We start from the raw sequence: 20808 nt of genomic DNA, 5'->3' as shown, positions 1-20808 counted from the left end.
GATAAAAAAACCGGAGCCCTTGAGCTCCGGTTTTTTGTTTAACTGCGAATTATCACAGTTTGCCGTCCGCAATCAGCAGTTTCCGTTCATGGGTCAGGCCTTTCAGCAGCCCCCACGTCATGATCAACAATATGGCGGTAAACGGCAGACCTGCGGAAATGGCCGTTGCCTGTATCGCGCCCAAGGCGTCCTCGCCACCACCGAAGATCAGTGCTGCGGCAATTGCACCCTCCATGATCACCCAGAAGACACGCTGGGCAGTAGGCGCATCGGTTTTCCCGCCCGCGGTTATGCTGTCAACCACCAGGGAACCAGAATCCGACGAGGTCACGAAGAACACCAGAACCAGCACGATACCAATAAAGGAAATAATGCCGGTCAGAGGCAGGTTGGCAAACATCTGAAACATGGCCAGAGATACATCCGTCAGCCCCTCTTCCGCCAGAACACCAATGCCCATCTGAATCTGCTCAAGGGCAGAGCCGCCGAAGGCACTCATCCAGACAACCGTGATCACGGTAGGAATAATCAGCACTGCGGTCACAAACTCACGAACCGTGCGGCCCTTGGAAACCCGCGCGATAAACATGCCGACGAACGGTGACCAGGAAATCCACCAGGCCCAGTAGAATACTGTCCAGCCATGGAACCAGGCTTCATCTTCACGGCCGAACGGATTACTCAATGGCACTATGTTGGCTACGTAGGTTGAAGACGTTATCCAGAGAGTTTCCACAATGGTCATCGTGGGGCCGGCAAAGATGATGAAAAACAGCAGGATGCCTGCCAGCGCCATGTTGAAATTACTGAGAACTTTTACCCCCCCATCGAGGCCACGCAGAACCGAGATCAGGGCAACCGCGGTGACGCCGGTGATAATGGCCATCTGGACGTTGATTCCGGACGAGATCCCGAACAGGTAATCAAGCCCTGAAGCTGCCTGCTGGGCACCAAAGCCCAGAGACGTTGCAAGACCAAAAATCGTGGCCACAACCGCCAGGATATCGATAATGTGCCCGGGCCAGCCCCAGACCTTGTCACGCAGAAGCGGGAAGAACGCCGAGCGGATGGTCAGCGGCATGCCCTTGTTGTAGGCAAAGAACGCCAGGGAGAGAGCGACAATCGCGTAGATAGCCCACGGGTGGAGACCCCAGTGGTACATCGTGGCGCCCATGGCCATATCCCGCGCTTCAGCCGAGTTCGCCTCGACATTGAAAGGCGTTTCATACCAACCGGTAAAATAGGCTGTTGGCTCAGCCACGGCCCAGAACATCAGGCCAATGCCCATACCGGCTGCGAACAGCATCGCAAACCAGGACAAGGTGGAAAATTCGGGTTTGGCGTCCATTCCTCCAATCCGGATTTTACCCACCGGCATGAAAATCAGCGCAAAGCAGACCAACACGAAAATGTTGGCACTGATCAGGAAAAACCAGTCAAACGTGCCGATGATGTTCCATTTCGCACCATCCAGCATTTCCTTCGATTCGGCCGGAAACATCAGCGTTCCGACAACAAAAACCACCACCAATATCGCCGTAATCGGGAATACCGGTGCATGTAAGTCGAGGCCGAAAGGATTTATATTATCCTGGCCCGCAACGTAATCCGTCTGGTACTCGTCTTTTACAACGTCGCCCACGGTTGGAGTCTCCCGTTCAGATTGATTACTAACAATTAAGATTCAAAGCTTTACAGGGACGCAAGTCTAGTGATTTGAACTCAAAACATCAAAGACGTATCCCAAAATCACATCAACACTGAGCATAGACCAAATTGTCAGATGTCGCCGTCGACGGAAAATCATCAGGTAGAGTTGATATAGCTGCGTACTAAACACGTACACTTGCCAGTGAACGGCAACCGCCAAATGTAGAGAGAGGACGCCATGGAGAAAACCACGACCTTCCCCCTGAGATACACTGTTTTTGCCCTGAGTATTGCGGGCCTGTTAGTCACCGCTCCACTCAGTATCTTTCTGGGGGGATGGTACCTGCTTCCTGTTATCTTTGCCGTCCTCACGGCCGTCGGGACCTGGGACATGGTGCAACGCCGGCACACAGTCAGCCGCAATTATCCTATTACCGCTAATTTTCGCTACCTCCTGGAGTCAGTCGGTCCGGAGATTCGCCAGTACTTTATCCAGTCTGACACCGAAGAACGTCCCTTCTCACGGGAACAGCGAACGGTCGTCTACCAGCGCGCCAAGAACGTGCTCGACAAGCGCCCTTTCGGCTCCCAGTTAGGCATGTATGACCCGGGCTACGAGTGGATGAACCACTCCCTGAACCCGACCAGCCTGGACAACAGCGACTTCCGGATTCTTATTGGCAAAAAATGCAAGAAGCCATACAACGCCAGCGTATTCAACATTTCCGCCATGAGTTTTGGCTCCCTCTCAGCCAATGCCATCCTGAGCCTGAATACCGGAGCCAAAATGGGCAACTTCTACCACGACACCGGTGAAGGATCGATCTCCCGTTACCACCGCGAACCCGGCGGCGACCTGGTATGGGAGATCGGCTCCGGCTACTTCGGATGTCGCCACCCTGACGGCACCTTCAATGAAGAGATGTTTGTGAAAAATGCCACCCTGGACCAGGTAAAAATGATAGAGCTCAAGCTATCCCAGGGGGCCAAACCGGGGCACGGCGGCATCCTGCCGGGCGCCAAAGTGACACCCGAAATCGCCGAAGCCAGAGGGGTAGCGGTTGGTGAAGACGTGGTATCCCCGGCAAAACACTCGGCCTTCAGCACCCCCATGGAAATGCTGGACTTCATTGAACAACTGAGGGAGCTGTCCGGCGGTAAGCCGGTTGGCTTCAAGCTCGCTATCGGACACCCATGGGAGTGGTTTGCAATCGTCAAGGCCATGCTGGAAACCGGAAAGAAGCCGGACTTCATTGTCGTGGATGGTGGCGAAGGGGGCACCGGCGCGGCTCCGCTGGAATTCATCAATCGCCTGGGCATGCCCATGAAAGAAGCACTGCTGCTGGTGCATAACACACTGGTCGGCACTCATCTGCGTGAAGACATCGCCATTGGCGCCGCAGGCAAAATCACATCCGCCTTTAACATTGCCCGCACCATTGCCCTGGGCGCGGACTGGTGCAATTCCGCCCGCGGCTACATGTTTTCCCTGGGGTGTATCCAGGCCCTGAACTGTCATACCGGACGCTGCCCCAGCGGAGTTGCCACACAGGATCCCCGGCGTGGTAACAAGCTGGACGTCGCGCACAAAAGCCAGCGCGTCTACAACTATCACAAAAACACCCTGGACGCCCTGCAGAACCTGCTTGAAGCGTCTGGACTGAACCACCCTTCCGAGCTGGGACCCGAGCACATCATCCAACGAACCTCCAAAACCGAGGTCCAGTCCTACATGGACATGCTTCATTTCCTTGCTCCGGGCGCCTTACTGGAAGGAAAAACCGGCATCACAGTATTCGATAAATACTGGCCAGAAGCACAACCGAATACCTTTGGCCCGCCGGAATCTGTCATTAAGTTGCGGGAAACCAAGCTCCATTAAAATCCAGCTTAAACGCCAAAAGCCTGTTTATTTTTGGTTTGGGCTGGTGTAGACTTCGCTCCCGCTAAGCCACTGAGATTTCTCTCAAGTTTCTCTCTGGCCAATAGCGTTTCGGGGCGTAGCGCAGCTTGGTAGCGCATCTGCATGGGGTGCAGAGGGTCGCAGGTTCAAATCCTGCCGTCCCGACCAATTCAAAGGCCGTCATTTCAATACCTGGATGACGGCCTTTTTCATATCCGACAAATATTCAGCACCCTTTTCCTCTTTGGTGACCGGTATTCAGGCACCACTATCTTGTAATTCCTTTCATTTCCGGCAACACTCAGAATCCTTAACAAAAACACCAATGCGTTCTACTTGCTGGCGCTCTCATGTCCATTTTTGACTATGTTGCACCCTACGATTTCTCGGCATTAACCGTTCTGAGTTATATGCTGGTGCTGGCCTTCTATGGCTACGGTGTTCTCCGGATGCCAGAAGGTGACAGGCCGGGCACAGGCCGGATTCTTACCTTTGTACTGGGCGTGATGCTTTGCTACGGCGTTATGCAGACCCGTTTTGATTACTATTCCCAGTACATGTTCTTTGTGCATCGGGGCCAGCACCTGATCCTTCACCACCTTGGCCCTTTCCTGATTGCGCTCTCAAACCCGTTACCGGTAATGCGTTTCTGGTACAACCAGATAAGCCCCGGACTCAAGGTTGCCCTGAAACCGGTGGGCTTTGTGTATCGCTGCCTCCAGCAGCCATTGATAGCATCCGTGTTGTTCGTGGGTCTGATCTATTTCTGGTTATGGCCACCGATCCACTTTGACGCGATGCTGAGCCGCAATCTTTACTGGATCATGAACTGGAGCATGCTGCTGGATGGCCTGCTCTTCTGGTGGCTGATCTTTGACCCCCGGTCTCCGGCTCTCAGCTCCGCTCTGGGCTATGGCAAGCGGATGTTGATCCTGGCACTGGTTGCGATTCCCCAGATGGTCCTTGGAGCCACTATCGTCTTTTCCCGGGGCATGGTGTACGACGTTTACGAAGTGTGTGGCCGGGCATGGCCCATGGAACCGGCAACCGACCAATTGATCGGAGGGCTGCTGACCTGGATACCGCCCGCTATGATGAGCATCCTTGGTATTCTGATTATCCTGCGACGGGCGATGCACGAAGATGGCAAATACCCCACCCGATCCAATCCGCTCAAGGTGACGACTTCATGAGTTTCCACTGTCCCGCAAACCTTCGGTCATGGCTTCAGCTGCCCCTGCTTCTGGCCACAACGTTCTTGCTGGGTGGTTGCCTGGGAGAAGATGCTTCGTGGCACGGCAAGGATATTCAGGGCCTGATGCCAGAGCTGGCGTTTGAGCTGACAGACACGTCAGGCGAAACCATCAGGGCGGAAGAACTGGACGGGCAGATACGGTTGTTGTTTTTTGGTTTTACTTCCTGCCCGGATGTCTGCCCGACCACACTGCAGAAGCTCAGTCAGGCTATAAAAGCCATGCCGTCGGAAATGCAGTCACAGACGCTGGCCCTGTTTGTCAGTGTCGACCCCGAGAGAGACACGCCGGAACGCCTGGCCAGTTACGTCGATTTTTTCGACAAGCGGATCGTGGGCCTGACCGGTGACGAGCCAGCGTTGCGTGAACTTGCCAAGCGTTATCGCACCACCTTCGGTTACGACGAGCCCGATGCTGACGGTAACTACGCCGTATCTCACAGCAGCGCTGTGTATGTGTTTGACCGGGAGGGCAAGGCCCGCCTGCTGCTCAGGCCCAACCTGAGCGCAGATGAGATTCGTCAGGACCTTGTTGCACTGGCGGGGGAAAATTCCTGACCCCCTGCCCCCATGCAGGCCTCACCTATCGACGGGGCAACGGAATAAACTCTTCCTCGTCCCCGGGGACCTTATCAAACCGCCCTTCCGTCCAGTCATTTTTAGCCTGCTCAATACGTTCTTTGCGACTGGAGACGAAATTCCATTCGATAAACCGCTTGCCCAGGGGCTCACCACCAATCAGTGCAATCCGGGATTCCTCCACAGCCGTGACCGCAATACCGGGATGGTTGGCGAAGATCGTCATGGAGTGAGCGGGCATGTCCGTATCCTGGGCTTTGAGGGCACCGCTGGCAACATACACTGCCCGCTCCTCGGACTCAGGCAGGGTCAGTGTCTGACCGGGCTTTAGATGGGCCTCGACATAGAGGGTATCGGAGAACAACCGGACCGGGGATGTCATCCCGTAGGCACTCCCCATCATTACTCTCACCGGTACCCCGTCCACTTCCACCGCTGGAATGTCATTGCCCGGGTAGTGATGGAACGAGGGCTCCACTTCCTCATCGTGCTCTGGCAACGCCAGCCAGAGCTGAAGGCCGTGGAGGGTATGATCCGTCGCTGTCACTTCCGGCCGTTCTCTTTCTGAATGCACCATTCCACTGCCCGTGATCATCAGGTTGATGTCACCCGGCCGGATAGGCTGGAGGCTCCCCAGGGAATCCCGGTGCAGGATCTCCCCTTCAAACAGGTAAGTGACTGTCGCGATACCAATGTGCGGATGGGGCCGCACATTGATCCCCTGCCCTGCAGGGAAATGCGCCGGCCCCATGTGATCGAAGAAGATCCAGGGCCCGACCATTTTCCGCTTGGCTGTGGGTAACAGGCGCCTGACCGAGAAGCCGCCGAGATCGGTCTCTCTTGGCGTTAGAACCAGCTCAACAGCCTTGCAGGGGGAAATGGTTGCATCACACGCCTGTTCGGCTTCTGCCATTGTGTTACTCACAGCATCACTCCTTTCATTGGTTCAACGCATGGCCTTGAGTGCCTGCGCCCATTTGGCCATCTCTTCCAGCATCGCCTTGCCCGAGCTTTCATGGTGCTCGGAGGCATTGAAGGTTTTATTGTCGTCTATCAGCTCCCACGGCATCTGCACCATGACACCCTCTACCATCGGCATCATTTTCAGGGTCGTCACCAGTTGCTTTGAGACCTGTGCCGACCTCAAGCCACCAGACACTCCGCCGTAACTGACAAAACCACAGGGTTTGTAGTTCCACTCGCTGTAAACATAATCGAGCGCATTGATAAACGCGGGAGACGGACAGTAATTGTATTCGGGAATCACAAAGGCGTAGGCATCGGCGGCAGCAACACTCCGGGACCACGCCTTGGTGTGTTCGTGCTCGTATTGCTGCATGCGAGGATGCCTGGGCTCATCGTAAACCGGCAGATTAAAGTCAGCCAGGTCCACCAGGCTGCTCTCAAACTGCCCTTGCCCGTTGGCGAAGTCATTAAACCACGTTCCGACCGCCGGACCCACTCGTCCCGGGCGGGTACTGAAGATAATAGTGTGAAGTTTCAAGGCCATAATCCCGTTTCCTTTGTTTCAGTTGAAAGCACCACAACACCCATCAGCATAGCCGATGCCTGAGCCGGGCATAAAAAAACCGAAGGCGTACCTTCGGTTTTTTCGTCTGCCCCGCGATAATTACCGCAATGGCGCATTCAACACATCGAGCACATCTTCCAGCTCGGTTATCATTTGCCGGATCAGTTGCTTGTACTGGGACGTGTCATCCTTTACTTCATGGCTGCTCAGCTTTTGCTTGGCGCCGCCAATGGTATACCCCTGATCGTAAAGCAGACTCCGGATCTGGCGAATGGTAATGACGTCCGCTCTTTGGTAATAGCGGCGATTTCCACGGCGCTTGACCGGCGATAACTGAGGAAACTCCTGCTCCCAATAACGGAGTACGTGCGCTTTTACAGCACACAGCTCCGCCACTTCACCAATCGTGAAATAGCGCTTACCCGGGATGGCGGGTAGTTCGTTGTTATGACTCGGTTCCAACATACGTTTCTACTTTCTGTTTTAACTTCTGCCCTGGACGAAACGTAACGACGCGCCGTGCACTGATCGGGATTTCCTCACCAGTTTTCGGGTTCCGTCCCGGCCGCTGTTTTTTGTCGCGCAGGTCAAAGTTACCGAACCCGGATAACTTCACCTGTTCGTTATGGCTGAGAGCGCCTCTGATTTCATCGAAAAAAGCTTCAACCATTTCCTTGGCTTCGCGTTTGTTCAAGCCCAGTTCCTCGTACAAGCGCTCGGCCATTTCCGCTTTCGTCAAAGCCGCCATCTGTTAACTCCTCAGTGTTGCCCCCAGCTCTTCCTTCAATGCGTCAATCACACCGTTGAAGAGCGAGTGCACCTCTTCTTCATTGAGCGTGCGATCAGGATGCTGCCAGAAAAGGCTCAGGGCAAGGCTGCGGTTACCTTCACCCAGACTTTCACCTTCATAGACATCAAACGCACGCAACGCCGTCAGGCGCTCACCAGCATGCTTTCTAGCTACACGCTCCACATCGGCAAACGCCACATCGCTTCCGATAATAATAGCCAAATCTCGGCGAACTTCAGGGAATTTTGAAATTTCTTTGAAATTAGGCACATATCCAGAGACGATCGAATTCAAGGATAGCTCAAACATCAGGATCGTGCCATTAAGTTCAAGATTTTTCTGCACTTGTGGATGTAACGTGCCGACCCAGCCAACATGCTCACCGTCCCGCATCAACTCGGCCGTTTGCCCCGGATGTAGCGCGGGATGCTGACTGGCCAGAAACTGAATTTCGATACCCAGGAGACCGAACAGGCTTTCAAGTTCTCCTTTGACATCGAAGAAGTCAGCGGCCCTACGGCCATTCACCCAGTTTTCAGGTAGTTGCGAGCCAACCACAACGCCTGCCAGCATTGGCTGCTGGTCAATGGCGTCGCCATCCTTCACGAAACGCAGGCCAGTTTCAAACAAGCGGATACGTGGCTGCTGCCGATTCTGGTTATGCGCTACGGTCTTCAGCAAGCCACTCCAGAGACTGGTACGCATGACCGACAGATCCGAGGAAATCGGATTCGCCAATTCAATGCCTTCACGTTCAGGATCAACCAGTTGTTGAACTTTTGGATCCACAAAACTGTAGGTCACCGCCTCCTGATAACCACACGCAACGAAGTAGTTCTGAATGGCGGATACCGGGCGAACGGCCTCCTCTTCCGGACGCAGCCCCAGGGAACCTACCGGTTCAGTGACCGGCAGGTTGTTGTAACCGTAGATCCGGCCAATCTCTTCAATCAGGTCTTCCTCAATGGAGATGTCCGGGCGGAACGTCGGTACGTGCACACACCAGCCATCCTTCAGCAGCTTGTCGATATGCAGACCCAGGCGAGTCAAAATCTCCTCGACCGTGGTGCGGTCAATAGCCAGACCCAGCACATCGGCCACGCGCTGCTCTCTCAAATCGATGGTGCGATCCTCTGGCAGGTGCTCGTCACTGGAGACTTCAACGATCTCACCAGGCTCTCCGCCCACGATGTCCATCAATAGCGCTGTACAACGCTCCATGGCATCCCGTGCAAGCTGATAATCGACGCCCCGCTCAAAACGGTGAGAGGCATCGGTATGCAAACCATAGTGCCGAGCTTTGCCTGCCAGGGTAATGGGATCGAAATAGGCAGATTCGAGGACCAGATCACGGGTTTTGGTGCTCACCCCTGAGTGCTCGCCACCCATAACCCCCGCAATGGCCACAGGCTTTTCATGATCCGCGATGATCAGTGTGCCAGTAGTCAGATCCACTTCCTGGCCGTCCAGCAACACCAGCTTTTCGCCCTGCTCTGCCATCCGCACAACAATACCTCCCTTGATCTCATCCCGATCAAAGGCGTGCATGGGCTGACCAAGTTCCAACATGACGTAGTTGGTAACATCCACCGCCGCATCAATAGAGCGGATGCCCGAGCGCCGCAGCTTTTCCTGCATCCACAGAGGAGACTCGGCCTGCAGGTTTACATTGCGCAGGACACGACCCAGGTAACGAGGGCAACCGGCCGGAGCCTTCACCGCAATATCCGGTACTTCCGAATGGACCGCTCCTACCGGTTCAATCTCCGGCTCTTCAACCACCATGCTGTTCAACACACCCACTTCCCGGGCAATACCTTTAATAGACAGGCAGTCCGCGCGATTAGGAGTCAGATCGACATCAATGGTCACGTCGTTGAGCTTGAGATAATCAGCCAGGTCCTGGCCTGTCGGCGCATCCGCAGGCAGCTCCATCAACCCGTCGTGGTTGTCCGACAACCCCAGCTCTGACTCGGCGCAGAGCATGCCCTCGGACGGCTGGCCACGCAGCTTGGCTTTCTTGATCCTGAAATCACCGGGAAGCACAGCACCGACAACGGCAAAAGGAACCTTGAGCCCGTCACGCACATTCGGCGCCCCACAAACCACTTGCACCGTGTCCTGGCCATTACTGACCTGACATACGCGAAGCTTGTCAGCATCCGGGTGCGGCTCGACGGAGATCACTTCGCCGACGACGACACCGCTGAATTGCCCCGCGACCGGCTCGAAGCCGTCCACTTCCAGACCCGCCATGGTGATCTGATCCATCAATTCCTGGGTGTTGAGTGCCGGGTTAACCCATTCGCGCAGCCACTGTTCACTGAATTTCATGGTATTTGCCTTGTCCTGATGCGGTTTTGCCTGTTAATTCGATTGCCTGTCGATCGCTGTTTTATCGGAACTGACGCAGGAAGCGCAGATCGTTCTCGAAAAACATACGCAGATCATTCACGCCGTAGCGAAGCATGGCCAGGCGCTCAACGCCCAGACCAAAGGCAAAGCCACGGTACTCTTCGGCATCAATACCGCAGTGTTCAAATACTTTCGGGTGGACCATGCCGCAGCCCATGACTTCCAGCCACTTGATGCTGCCGTCGGCCTCGCGTCCCCACTCAATGTCCACTTCCGCGGACGGTTCCGTGAACGGGAAGTAGGACGGCCGGAACCGAACCTCCAGGTCGCGCTCAAAGAACACCCTCAGAAACTCTTCAACCGTACTCTTGAGGTCGGCGAAGCTCACATCTTTCTCCACCAACAGCCCTTCCACCTGATGGAACATGGGGGTATGGGTCATGTCTGAGTCACAGCGATAGACCCGCCCCGGGCAAATCATGCGGAACGGAGGCTTACCCGCCTCCATGGTACGGATCTGCACTGGTGATGTATGGGTGCGCAGCAACGTGCCGGGATTGAAATAAAACGTATCGTGCATGGCACGAGCCGGGTGATGACCGGGAATATTGAGGGCTTCGAAGTTGTGGTAGTCGTCTTCGATTTCAGGGCCCTGCTCCACGGTGTAACCCGCGCGGGAGAAGAACTGTTCAATACGCTGCAGGGTGCGTGTTACCGGGTGGAGCCCGCCCAGATCCTGACCGCGGCCCGGCAGGGTAACGTCAATGGATTCGCTGGCCAGCTTTTGCTCGATAGCTGCGCGCTCAAGGTCTGAACGGCGGGCATTGATCGCCTGCTCTACCTGCCCCTTGGCCTCATTAATTTTCTGGCCGGCAGCGGGACGCTCTTCCGCCGAGAGTTTGCCCAGCGTCTTTGCCTGCTGGGTGATCACGCCCTTCTTGCCAAGGTATTCAACACGAATTTGATCAAGTGCCTGCAAGCTGTCGGCGCTTTCTACCGCAGCCAACCCGTCCTGAACCAGTTGCTCCAGGTTTTCCATTGACCCTGCTCCAAACCAGAAATGGGAGTACTAAAACAAGTATCTATAAACAAAAATAGGGGAAGAGCGCGCCCTTCCCCTATTAGAGGACGTCACCATGAATCATGAGGACGTCCGGATCGATGAGTAATCGATGAAAGAGCTTAAGCTATCACAGGGACGCTTTGGCCTTCTCAACTACGGCAGCAAATGCCTGCTGCTCGTTCATGGCCAGATCGGCCAGAACCTTACGATCGATCTCAACGTTAGCCTTCTTCAGACCAGCAATCAGACGGCTGTAGGACAGGCCGTTGGCGCGGGCACCAGCGTTGATACGGGCAATCCACAGTGCGCGGAATGCACGCTTGCGGTTGCGACGGTCGCGGTATGCGTACTGACCGGCTTTGATGACCGCCTGTTTGGCTACACGATAGACGCGACTACGCGCACCGTAATAACCCTTGGCCTGACTGAGAATCTTCTTGTGACGACGACGTGCTACCACGCCACGCTTTACACGAGCCATACTTTAATCCTTCTACCTTTAAACCTTTGCAGGAATGGTTAGCGGCTGAATCAGCACGCTGTCATACGCTTGATGGAAGCCACATCAGACTTGGCAATCAGCTTGGTACCACGGAGCTGACGCTTACGCTTGGGGCTCTTCTTGGTCAAGATATGACTGGTGAAGGACTGCTTGTGCTTGAAGCCAGTGGCGGTTTTCTTGAACCGCTTGGTGGCTCCGCTTTTGGTTTTCATCTTAGGCATTTTTAAAACTCCGCATTCTATTTTTAAATAAAACAAAATGTGCCCCTGAACGACAAATCCCCCGCTTCGCGGGGGATCATCACCCGATCAGGTTCACTTCTTCTTGCGGGGAGCCACAATCATGGTCATCTGCCGGCCTTCCATTTTCGGCCGCATCTCAACCGTTGCAAGTTCTTCAATATCTGCCTCAATGCGACCCATGAGCTTCATACCAATTTCCTGGTGTGCCATCTCACGTCCACGAAAGCGAATAGTGATCTTGCCGCGGTCCCCGTTTTCAAGGAAACGTACCAGGTTGCGTAGTTTGACCTGATAATCCCCTTCTTCAGTTCCGGGACGGAACTTAAGCTCTTTGACCTGCGTCTGCTTCTGTTTTTTCTTGGCAGCCGCCTTGGCCTTCTTCTCTTCGAAGACCTTCTTGCCGTAATCCATTATCTTACAGACGATCGGATCGGAATCCGTAACCTGCACCAGATCAAGAGTGGCCTCTTCCGCCTGCTTCAGTGCCTCTTCGATCGGAACAATTCCCACCTGATTGCCTTCGGCATCGATCAGGCGGACTTCAGTTGCGTCAATGTTCTCATTGATCGGCGCCTTTGGTGTGCGCCCACCCCGATTCGCTCGCTGTTTAATAATCAGATCTCCGTTTTGGTTCTGCCCTTGCGTTGAATGTCATCAGCCAGCAGCTGTTCGAACGCTTCAAGCGACATAGTTCCCAGATCTTCACCTTTGCGGGTTCTCACCGCTACGGCGTTGTTGTCGATTTCCTTGTCACCGACCACAACTAAAAAAGGAACTTTATTAATAGTGTGCTCGCGGATTTTAAAGCCGATCTTCTCGTTTCTCAAGTCAGCATTAACCCTATAGCCCAAAGAATCCCACTTTTTCGCAAGATTCTGACAATAATCACGCTGATTATCGGTGATATTGAGGACCGCAACCTGGGTGGGTGCCAACCAGGTGGGAAATGCGCCTTCGTATTCCTCGATGAGAATACCAATGAAACGCTCGAACGACCCGAGAACCGCCCGGTGCAGCATGACCGGCGTCTTGCGCTCGGAATTATCTGCAACATACTGGGCGCCAAGGCGGCCCGGCATGGAAAAATCGACCTGAATGGTACCGCATTGCCATACCCGACCGATACAGTCTTTCAGAGAGAATTCAATTTTCGGACCATAGAATGCCCCCTCGCCTGGCAACAACTCCCAATCCACGCCTTCCCGGTTCAGCGCTTCTTCCAGGGCCGCTTCCGACTTGTCCCATACTTCGTCTGACCCTACGCGCTTGTCCGGACGGGTCGACAGCTTGTAGAGGATCTGATCGAAACCGAAATCCTTGTACACCTCGTGAAGCAGGTCGATAAAGCGGGACACTTCCTGCTGGATCGCGTCCTCTTCGCAGAAGATGTGGGCATCATCCTGGGTAAAGCCGCGAACACGCATCAACCCGTGCAGGGCACCCGAGGCTTCATTACGATGACAGGAGCCAAACTCCGCCAGGCGCAGCGGTAGGTCCTTGTAGCTCTTCAGCCCCTGGTTGAACACCTGAATGTGGCACGGACAATTCATCGGTTTGATGGCAAAGTCGTGCTTTTCAGACTCGGTGGTAAACATGTCATCGTGGAACTTGTCCCAGTGACCTGACTTCTCCCACAAGGCGCGGGAGACGACCTGGGGCGTCTTGATTTCCTTGTAGCCGTGACGATGCAGGATATCGCGCATGTACTGCTCGATTTCCTGGTAAAGCGACCAGCCATCCGGATGCCAGAACACCATCCCCGGGGCTTCTTCCTGCATATGGAACAGGTTCAGTTTCTTACCGATCTTGCGATGGTCCCGCTTTTCGGCCTCTTCCAGGCGATGGAGGTAGGCCTTCAGGTCTTTCTTGTTACCCCAGGCCGTACCGTACACACGCTGGAGCTGCTCGTTGCCGGTATCACCCCGCCAGTAGGCACCAGCCACTTTGGTCAGCTTGAACGCTTTGAGCTTGCCGGTGCTGGGAACGTGGGGCCCACGGCACAGATCAATAAAGTCGCCCTGACGGTAGAAAGACAGGTCTTCATCACCGGGGATATCCTCGATGATACGCACCTTGTATTCCTCGCCCATCTCGTCAAAGAGTTTAACCGCCTCGTCCCGGGACAAGACCGAACGCGACACCGGAATGTCCTGCTTGGCCAACTCTTCCATGCGCTTTTCAATCCGCGCCAGATCTTCGTTGGTAAACGGGCGATCAAACTTGAAATCGTAATAGAAGCCGTTATCGACCACAGGGCCAATAGTCACCTGTGCGGAAGGGAACAATTCCTTGACTGCCATTGCCAGAAGATGGGCAGTGGAATGGCGAATAATATCAACGCCGTCTTCATCCCGCTCGGTCACAATGGCGAGATCAACGTCATCTTCAATCTGGTAACTGGTATCCACCAGCGTGCCATTAACACGGCCAGCAAGAGCGGCCTTGGCGAGACCGGCGCCTATATCAGCGGCAACGTCGTGAACGGTGACGGCTTCGGCAAAACTGCGGTGACTGCCGTCTGGCAGGGTAACTACGGGCATGATTTTCCTCTCCTGTGGGTCTCAGCGGTGATCCGTACCAAAGATCACATGTTGGTGGCCATCCACGACACAAACCGCGGGCCACATTTGCCGCGGAGTTTAACAGAAAAAAACCCGGCGGGTTAATGCCGGGTTTTGCTAACCACTGGAACCGTCAAGCCGGTGCGGCAGCGCCTTCTTCCCTGGTTCTTCGGCGAAGCTGGCCGAAGGCAACGAGCCCCAGCACAATCAGCGCAGGGATAAACATCAATTCCTTGGGCGGGCGCTCAAGCTCAACCTGGACTGCATCGATAGTCCAGCCGAAATCGATGCCCGCATCCTGCGCCGGGCTACCAAACTCGACGAAATCCACAGACATTGCGTCACCATCCCGCCGCAACTCGAGGCCGGTAGCCAGCAACCTCTCTTCCGGCGTCTCCCCGGCCGGAATTTCCAGCTTGAGATACTTGGATACCTCGCTTCCGTCCAGCGACATACCGGAGGCCTTCAACACTATGGCTTTATCAGCAGGAACACTCTCGACATACTCCATCACCTCCACCCCGGGACGATCCTCGGTCGGTGGATAGATCATGTCCCACCAGAAACCAGGCCGGAACATGGTGAAGGTAATAAGTATGAGGAGCAGTGACTCCCACTTGTAGCTCTTGGTAAACCAGAAGCCCTGTGTAGCCGCCGAGAATACCAGCATCGCGGTCACGGCACTGAAGATGGTAATCAGCAAATCCAGCCACCCACTCAATCCGATCAGCAATAACTGCGTGTTAAAGATAAACATGAATGGCAGGATCGCCGTCCGGATATCGTAGGTAAAACCCTGAATCCCCGTTCGGATCGGATCAGCCCCGGATATGGCAGCGGCAGCGTAAGCCGCCAACCCCACGGGCGGCGTATCATCCGCCAGGATGCCGAAATAAAACACGAACAGGTGAACCGCAATCAGGGGAACCAGCAACCCATTCTGTGCCCCCAGGGTAACGATGACCGGCGCCATCAGAGTCGACACCACAATGTAGTTTGCGGTGGTCGGCAACCCCATCCCCAGAATCAGACTGATAATCGCTGTAAAGATCAGCATCAACAGCAGGTTGCCGCCTGACAGGAATTCCACGAATTCCGTCATCACCAGACCGATACCGGTGAGGGTGACTGTACCGACCACAATACCAGCGGTTGCAGTGGCAACGCCGATACCCACCATGTTGCGCGCACCGGTGACAAGAGAATGCCCCAGATCGAAGAACCCGGTCTTGAAGCTGTCAAACAAGGCGCCCTGCTTATGGAAGAAGGCTTTAAGAGGGCGCTGGGTCAGCACAATGAAAATCATGAAAGCCGTCGCCCAGAACGCCGATAACTGGGGCGAGAAACGCTCCACTGTCAGACACCATACCAATACAACTACCGGCAGCAGGAAATACAGCCCCGTTTTAACAGTGGGACCAACCGGAGGCAGGCCACCCATTTCCTTGCTGGGATCGTCGATCTCAAGCTCAGGAAAGCGCGTGGCGTATCCCACCAGACCGACATAGACCAGAACAAGCAGTGGACCAAGCAGCCAGGGTGCATCCTCACCCAGCCAGCCCTTGATCCAGCCAATACCGTAATAGACGATCAACGTCAGCGCGATCAGGCCAATCAGCAGGACCACCCAGTTCAGCATTCTTTGCGCAAGTGTCGGACGGTCCAGGCGCTCAACGCCTTTCATTTTCAGCTTGCAGGCTTCGAGGTGGACGATGTAAATCAGGGCAACATAGGAAATCAACGCCGGCAGAATGGCATGCTTGATCACCTCCAGGTAGGAGATGCCAACGTATTCCACCATTAGAAATGCAGCTGCGCCCATGATCGGTGGTGTGAGCTGGCCGTTGGTGGAAGCAGCCACCTCCACAGCACCCGCCTTGGTGGCAGGAAACCCGACCCGCTTCATCAAAGGAATGGTAAACGTGCCGGTGGTCACAACATTTGCGATAGAAGAGCCTGAAATCACGCCACTCAAACCACTGGACACCACGGCGGCCTTGGCCGGGCCACCACGCATATGCCCCAGCAATGCATAGGCAACCTGTATAAAGTAATTACCGGCTCCGGCACGCTCAAGCAAGGCGCCAAACAGAACGAACAGGAAAACGAAACTGGTGGAGACACCCAGTGCCACACCAAAAACCCCTTCGGTGCCCAGCCATTGGTGGGACGCCAGTTTACTGAGACTGACACCCTTGTGGGCAATCACATCGGGCATATAGGGCCCGGCAATGGAATAGGTGATAAAAACAGCGGCAACGATAGTCAGAGGAAGGCCGAGGGCACGACGGGTCGCTTCCAACAGCAACACCAGGCCAATCATCGCCACCCACAGGTCCGTCAGTATTGGCGCCCCGGGCCTGCTGGCCAGATCCCGATAAAAGACGTACAGGTAAGAAGCACAGAATGCAGCAACCAGCGCCAGAACCCAATCATAAATCGGGACACCGTGCAGGTTCCGTCCCTTGATCATGGGAAAAGCGGTAAACGAGAGAAACACAGCAAAAGCCAGGTGAATGGAGCGTGCTTCCGTCGAGTTGAAAATCCCGACATTGAAAATAAATGGCAGTGGCGACGCAATCCAGAGTTGGAACAATGACCACGCCAGAGGGACGATAAAGAGAAGAACGGCCGTTTTTCCGCTGCTTACCCTGCCCCCGGTTTCTGTCTGCAAAATCTGATCGACTTTTCCGCCATCCATGCCAGTCCCGTTTTCCGGGTCGCTTGTTGCCATAAATAGTCCCTGTTACGTGAAAGATTAATCCCCGAGAGACAACACAGCGGGCACGTGGCCCGCTGTGTTGAGACGCAGACAGATCAGTCGATCAGGCCAGCTTCCTTGTAGTACTTCGCAGCACCCGGATGCAGCGGGGCGCTAAGAGCATCAGAAACCATTTCTTCCTTGTTCAGGTTTCCAAAGGCAGGATGCAGACGCTTGAAGCTGTCGAAGTTCTCGAAGACAGCCTTGACGACCGCATACACAACCTCGTCCGGCACGTCGGTGGAAGAGACAAAGGTCGCCGCAACACCGAAGGTTGTCACGTCATCATCGCTGCCACGGTACATGCCACCAGGAATGACCGCCTTACGATAGTACGGGTTGTCGTCAATCAGCTTCTTGGTCGCGGCATTGTCCACATTGACCAATACGCTGTCACAGGAAGTGGTGGCTTCCTTGATGGCACCGGAAGGGTGGCCAACGGTGTAGAAGAAGGCATCGATGTTGCCATCACACAATGCCTGGGACTGCTCGGCGGCCTTGATTTCGGCTGCCAGGGAGAACTTATCCTTATCCCAGCCCATTTCCTTCATCAGCACTTCCGCAGTGGCCCGCTGACCGGAGCCGGGGTTACCAATGGAAACGCGCTTGCCTTCCAGGTCCTCAAAGGTCTTGATACCGGAGCCCTTACTTGCAACAACGGTGAAAGGCTCGGGGTGCAGCGAGAAGACCGCCCGCAATTTTTCATTCTTGCCGGCGCTTTCAAATTCACTGGTACCGTTATAGGCGTGGTACTGCCAGTCGGACTGAGCGACCGCCAGATCCAGCTCGCCTTCACGGATGGCATTCAGGTTATAGACAGAACCGCCGGTGCTCTCTACCGAACAACGAATACCATGTTCCTTGCGATCCATGTTGACCAGACGGCAGATTGCACCGCCAGCCGGATAGTAAACGCCGGTTACGCCGCCGGTGCCAATGGTGACAAACTGCTGTTCCTGAGCGGAAACTGCAGAGGAGGCAGCGCCAAGGCTAACGGCGGCGGCCAGGGCGAGAACGGAGCTTTTAATTTTTAGCGTCATGGGATCTTCCTTTTTCATCGTTATCATTTGGTGCCCGCATCCACATACGGACAAACTTCCGGTTCGTTTTGAAACATAGACCACTTCGAACCATAAATAAAGGTTGCATTAGCTGGCTAACCAGTTGACCGAGAAACAAAAAAGCCCGCAATGCGGGCTTTTTTGTCGGACTAAAGGATGGTTATTCCTTTGACTGTGCCTTGGCAAGCATGCGATCCGGCCGTAGCAGGAATCGAGCCAGTGCCGGCAGCAGCCAGATGGCCCCCACCATGTTCCACAGGAACATGAAGAACAGCAGGAAGCCCATGTCCGCCTGGAACTTGATTGGAGAGAAAATCCAGGTGACCACCCCAATGCCCAGGGTTATGCCAGTAAAGATTACCGCCTTACCTGTAGAGCGAAGGGTCTCGTAATACGCCTCCTGAAGCGCTTTGCCTTCCAGTATGAACTTCTCCAGTTTCGTGTAGATATAGATACCGTAATCCACACCGATACCGACACCCAGCGCAATAACAGGCAAGGTCGCCACCTTGATACCAATACCGGACGTCGCCATGATCGCCTCACACAGGATCGAGGTAAGACCCAGCGGAGTCACGATGCAGATTACTGCGCGGATCGAACGGAAGGTCAGGAGACACAGGAAACTGACCACACCGTAGACGAAGGCCAGCATCATGTTCTTGGCACTGGAAATGACTTCATTGGTCGCGGCCTCAACACCGGCATTACCGGCCGCCAGCAGGAAGGTATGCTCTTCGTTGCTGTTGTTCTCCGCGAACTCCTCGACACGGTCCACGACCGTCTCCAGCGTTTCGGCCTTGTGATCCTCAAGGAACACCAGTACCGGCGTCAGGTCGCAGTTGGTATTGATCAGGCCCGCCGGAGCCTCGCGAATGGACGCGTTGATAATGGTCTGGTTACGAGAAATCGCGTACCAGTTCCAGTTACCTTCATTGAGCGCCTTGGTGACAATCTTGGACACGTTCGCAAGGGAAGCTGTCGACTGCACGCCTGGTGTGTTCTCGAGCTCCCACTGCAGGCTATCCATGGCACGCAGCACACTGTACTGGGTACATTGCTCCTCGGGCGTCTTCACCATAACCACCAGGACGTCTGCACTGGTGGAGTAGTTGTCAATAATGTAGGCATTGTCCTTGTTATAGCGGGAGTCGGCACGGAGCTCAGGAGCTCCCTGGTCCAGGTCCCCTACTTTCAGGTCCTGCTTGAAGTAAAGGCCAGCACCCAGACCAATGACCGCAATCAGCAGTGATACCGGCGCAACGCCAGGATGGGAGAAATAGGACATAAGCCGCCATTTGCGATCCTGTTTGTCGCCATGATTCTGCACATGACGAATACCGCCCTTGGTGATGCCGATATAGGACATGATCAGAGGAAACAGGACCAGGTTCGTGATGATCACGATGGCAACGCCCAGACCAGCTGCGACCGCCAGATCCTTGATGACATCAATCTGGATAAATAGCAGGGTCAGGAAACCGAAGGCATCGGAAATCAACGCCAGCATGCCTGGAATGTAGAGGGCCCGGAAAGCAAGACGTGCAGAGGTAACCGGATCGAACCCCTTGGAGGCCTCAATCGCCATGGCATTCACCACCTGAACCCCATGACTGATACCAATGGCAAACACCAGGAACGGTACCAATACCGAATAGGGGTCCAGGCCATACCCGAGAAGCCTCAGGATGCCCAACTGCCAGAACACCGCAACAATGGATGAAAACACCGGCACCAGCGTACCCGTGATACAACGAGAATATCCGTACAACAGCAGCGTCGTCAGCAGAATCGTGATGCCGGCAAAGTAGGCAATGGAACCAATGCCTTCGATCAGGTCGCCGACTTTCTTGGCAAAGCCAACAATATGGATCTCAATGTTGGGATTATTCGCGCCGTACTTGTCACGAATCTTCTCTTCCAGCTGACGGGAGAAATTACCGTAGTCCAGCGGCTCACCAGTTTCCGGATTGTTCTCATACAATGGTGCGTACACAATCGTGGACTTGAAGTTATCCGAAATCAGGCGGCCAACCTCGTTGGAACGCAGGACGTTCTGGCGCAAGGCTTCCAGACTGGCCCTGGAACCATCGTAGTTATCAGGGATTACGGTTCCGCCCTGGAAGCCCTGCTCGGTCACTTCAACCCAACGCACGTTGGAGGTCCACAGTGACTTAAGACCCGAACGATCGACACCGTTCAGGTAGAACACCTCGTCGGTGATCTGTTTCAGGGTTTCCATGTACTCCTTGTTGAAAATATCGCCCTCTTTCACCTCAACGGCGATACGCACGAAATTCCCCAGGTTCTCCAGGTCGTCCCTGTGCGCCAACATATTCACAATATAGGGATGCTCAAGCGGAATCATTCGCTCGAAACTGGCATCCGGCTGGATCTTGATGGCGTTATAGCCAAGAAACAGCGTCAGGAAAAAGAATGCAATCAGGATGATGGCCCGATTGTTGAAGATCAGCCGTTCCAGAAACGGTTCTGCCTTCGGCGTCGTCAGGTAATGTTCGCCCTTATCGTGCTTCGGGTTCGACATTCAAAGCCCCTCT

General features: G+C 54.7%; 17 protein-coding genes and 1 tRNA gene. 4 read left to right on the top strand and 14 right to left on the bottom strand.

The window, feature by feature from the left end; genetic code table 11:
• Positions 1 to 52: 52 nt before the first annotated feature.
• Positions 53 to 1642, bottom strand: coding sequence for a BCCT family transporter (locus Q0Y21_RS13980; RefSeq protein ID WP_297796685.1), 1590 nt, complete (start codon positions 1640 to 1642; stop codon positions 53 to 55).
• Between the two features lie 246 nt (positions 1643 to 1888).
• Here Q0Y21_RS13980 and Q0Y21_RS13975 point away from each other — a divergent pair, with 246 nt between their 5' ends.
• The 4 genes from Q0Y21_RS13975 (at position 1889) to Q0Y21_RS13960 (ending at position 5363) form a co-directional block, all read left to right on the top strand.
• A complete protein-coding gene (locus Q0Y21_RS13975; protein WP_297796683.1) occupies positions 1889 to 3532 on the top strand; it encodes an FMN-binding glutamate synthase family protein in 1644 nt (547 codons plus the stop codon).
• Positions 3533 to 3644: 112 nt separating this feature from the next.
• A tRNA-Pro gene (locus Q0Y21_RS13970) sits at positions 3645 to 3721 on the top strand.
• Positions 3722 to 3903: 182 nt separating this feature from the next.
• On the top strand, positions 3904 to 4746 hold the full coding sequence (locus Q0Y21_RS13965) for a cytochrome c oxidase assembly protein (protein WP_297796680.1): 843 nt from the start codon (positions 3904 to 3906) through the stop codon (positions 4744 to 4746).
• A complete protein-coding gene (locus Q0Y21_RS13960; protein WP_297796678.1) occupies positions 4743 to 5363 on the top strand; it encodes an SCO family protein in 621 nt (206 codons plus the stop codon). The genes Q0Y21_RS13965 and Q0Y21_RS13960 overlap by 4 nt, the downstream gene beginning before the upstream one ends.
• Positions 5364 to 5388: 25 nt before the next feature.
• Here the strand turns inward: Q0Y21_RS13960 and Q0Y21_RS13955 are convergent, their stop codons facing one another.
• From Q0Y21_RS13955 to Q0Y21_RS13895, 13 genes are all read right to left on the bottom strand, one after another.
• Positions 5389 to 6309: a pirin family protein gene (locus tag Q0Y21_RS13955; RefSeq protein WP_297796675.1), complete on the bottom strand. Its 921-nt coding sequence runs from the start codon at positions 6307 to 6309 to the stop codon at positions 5389 to 5391.
• A 21-nt stretch (positions 6310 to 6330) separates the two neighbouring features.
• Positions 6331 to 6894 carry an NAD(P)H-dependent oxidoreductase gene (locus tag Q0Y21_RS13950; RefSeq protein ID WP_297796672.1) on the bottom strand — a complete coding sequence of 188 codons (564 nt, stop codon included), beginning with the start codon at positions 6892 to 6894 and terminating at the stop codon, positions 6331 to 6333.
• Between the two features lie 120 nt (positions 6895 to 7014).
• Positions 7015 to 7380 carry a MerR family transcriptional regulator gene (locus tag Q0Y21_RS13945; protein ID WP_127331515.1) on the bottom strand — a complete coding sequence of 122 codons (366 nt, stop codon included), beginning with the start codon at positions 7378 to 7380 and terminating at the stop codon, positions 7015 to 7017.
• The gene (gene ihfA / locus Q0Y21_RS13940; RefSeq protein ID WP_012138468.1) at positions 7361 to 7663 is read right to left on the bottom strand and encodes an integration host factor subunit alpha; all 303 of its coding nucleotides are present in this window, start codon (positions 7661 to 7663) and stop codon (positions 7361 to 7363) included. The genes Q0Y21_RS13945 and ihfA overlap by 20 nt, the downstream gene beginning before the upstream one ends.
• A 3-nt stretch (positions 7664 to 7666) precedes the next feature.
• Positions 7667 to 10039, bottom strand: coding sequence for a phenylalanine--tRNA ligase subunit beta (pheT, locus tag Q0Y21_RS13935; RefSeq protein ID WP_297796667.1), 2373 nt, complete (start codon positions 10037 to 10039; stop codon positions 7667 to 7669).
• A 61-nt stretch (positions 10040 to 10100) separates the two neighbouring features.
• Complete coding sequence (pheS, locus tag Q0Y21_RS13930) at positions 10101 to 11099, bottom strand: phenylalanine--tRNA ligase subunit alpha (RefSeq protein WP_297796664.1); 999 nt, start codon at positions 11097 to 11099, stop codon at positions 10101 to 10103.
• A gap of 151 nt (positions 11100 to 11250) precedes the next feature.
• Entirely contained in the window at positions 11251 to 11604 is a 354-nt protein-coding gene (gene rplT / locus Q0Y21_RS13925; protein ID WP_012138471.1) for a 50S ribosomal protein L20, read from the bottom strand.
• A gap of 50 nt (positions 11605 to 11654) precedes the next feature.
• Complete coding sequence (gene rpmI, locus Q0Y21_RS13920) at positions 11655 to 11846, bottom strand: 50S ribosomal protein L35 (RefSeq protein ID WP_007151842.1); 192 nt, start codon at positions 11844 to 11846, stop codon at positions 11655 to 11657.
• Positions 11847 to 11939: 93 nt separating this feature from the next.
• The gene (gene infC, locus Q0Y21_RS13915) at positions 11940 to 12485 is read right to left on the bottom strand and encodes a translation initiation factor IF-3 (protein ID WP_297797161.1); all 546 of its coding nucleotides are present in this window, start codon (positions 12483 to 12485) and stop codon (positions 11940 to 11942) included.
• Positions 12482 to 14407, bottom strand: coding sequence for a threonine--tRNA ligase (gene thrS, locus Q0Y21_RS13910; RefSeq protein ID WP_297796657.1), 1926 nt, complete (start codon positions 14405 to 14407; stop codon positions 12482 to 12484). Before thrS ends, infC begins: the two co-directional genes overlap by 4 nt.
• 154 nt (positions 14408 to 14561) lie before the next feature.
• The gene (locus Q0Y21_RS13905) at positions 14562 to 17162 is read right to left on the bottom strand and encodes a TRAP transporter permease (protein WP_297796654.1); all 2601 of its coding nucleotides are present in this window, start codon (positions 17160 to 17162) and stop codon (positions 14562 to 14564) included.
• An 83-nt stretch (positions 17163 to 17245) separates the two neighbouring features.
• Entirely contained in the window at positions 17246 to 18229 is a 984-nt protein-coding gene (locus Q0Y21_RS13900) for a TAXI family TRAP transporter solute-binding subunit (RefSeq protein WP_297796651.1), read from the bottom strand.
• Between the two features lie 181 nt (positions 18230 to 18410).
• Positions 18411 to 20795 (bottom strand): MMPL family transporter, encoded by a 2385-nt coding sequence (locus tag Q0Y21_RS13895; protein ID WP_297796648.1) that lies wholly within the window; start codon positions 20793 to 20795, stop codon positions 18411 to 18413.
• Between the last annotated feature and the right edge of the window lie 13 nt (positions 20796 to 20808).

Source organism: uncultured Marinobacter sp., assembly GCF_947259545.1.
In the GTDB taxonomy this organism is placed as follows: Bacteria; Pseudomonadota; Gammaproteobacteria; order Pseudomonadales; family Oleiphilaceae; genus Marinobacter.
This window is presented reverse-complemented; position numbering and strand designations above follow the sequence as displayed.

Excerpts from the sequence above, each read along its gene's own strand:
- Q0Y21_RS13975 (WP_297796683.1), top strand. The coding sequence starts at position 1,889 with ATGGAGAAAACCACGACCTTCCCCCTGAGATACACTGTTTTTGCCCTG.
- Q0Y21_RS13965 (WP_297796680.1), top strand. The coding sequence starts at position 3,904 with ATGTCCATTTTTGACTATGTTGCACCCTACGATTTCTCGGCATTAACC.
- Q0Y21_RS13960 (WP_297796678.1), top strand. The coding sequence starts at position 4,743 with ATGAGTTTCCACTGTCCCGCAAACCTTCGGTCATGGCTTCAGCTGCCC.
- Q0Y21_RS13950 (WP_297796672.1), bottom strand. The coding sequence starts at position 6,894 with ATGGCCTTGAAACTTCACACTATTATCTTCAGTACCCGCCCGGGACGA.
- Q0Y21_RS13945 (WP_127331515.1), bottom strand. The coding sequence starts at position 7,380 with ATGTTGGAACCGAGTCATAACAACGAACTACCCGCCATCCCGGGTAAG.
- ihfA (WP_012138468.1), bottom strand. The coding sequence starts at position 7,663 with ATGGCGGCTTTGACGAAAGCGGAAATGGCCGAGCGCTTGTACGAGGAA.
- pheT (WP_297796667.1), bottom strand. The coding sequence starts at position 10,039 with ATGAAATTCAGTGAACAGTGGCTGCGCGAATGGGTTAACCCGGCACTC.
- pheS (WP_297796664.1), bottom strand. The coding sequence starts at position 11,099 with ATGGAAAACCTGGAGCAACTGGTTCAGGACGGGTTGGCTGCGGTAGAA.
- rplT (WP_012138471.1), bottom strand. The coding sequence starts at position 11,604 with ATGGCTCGTGTAAAGCGTGGCGTGGTAGCACGTCGTCGTCACAAGAAG.
- rpmI (WP_007151842.1), bottom strand. The coding sequence starts at position 11,846 with ATGCCTAAGATGAAAACCAAAAGCGGAGCCACCAAGCGGTTCAAGAAA.
- thrS (WP_297796657.1), bottom strand. The coding sequence starts at position 14,407 with ATGCCCGTAGTTACCCTGCCAGACGGCAGTCACCGCAGTTTTGCCGAA.
- Q0Y21_RS13905 (WP_297796654.1), bottom strand. The coding sequence starts at position 17,162 with ATGGCAACAAGCGACCCGGAAAACGGGACTGGCATGGATGGCGGAAAA.
- Q0Y21_RS13900 (WP_297796651.1), bottom strand. The coding sequence starts at position 18,229 with ATGACGCTAAAAATTAAAAGCTCCGTTCTCGCCCTGGCCGCCGCCGTT.
- Q0Y21_RS13895 (WP_297796648.1), bottom strand. The coding sequence starts at position 20,795 with ATGTCGAACCCGAAGCACGATAAGGGCGAACATTACCTGACGACGCCG.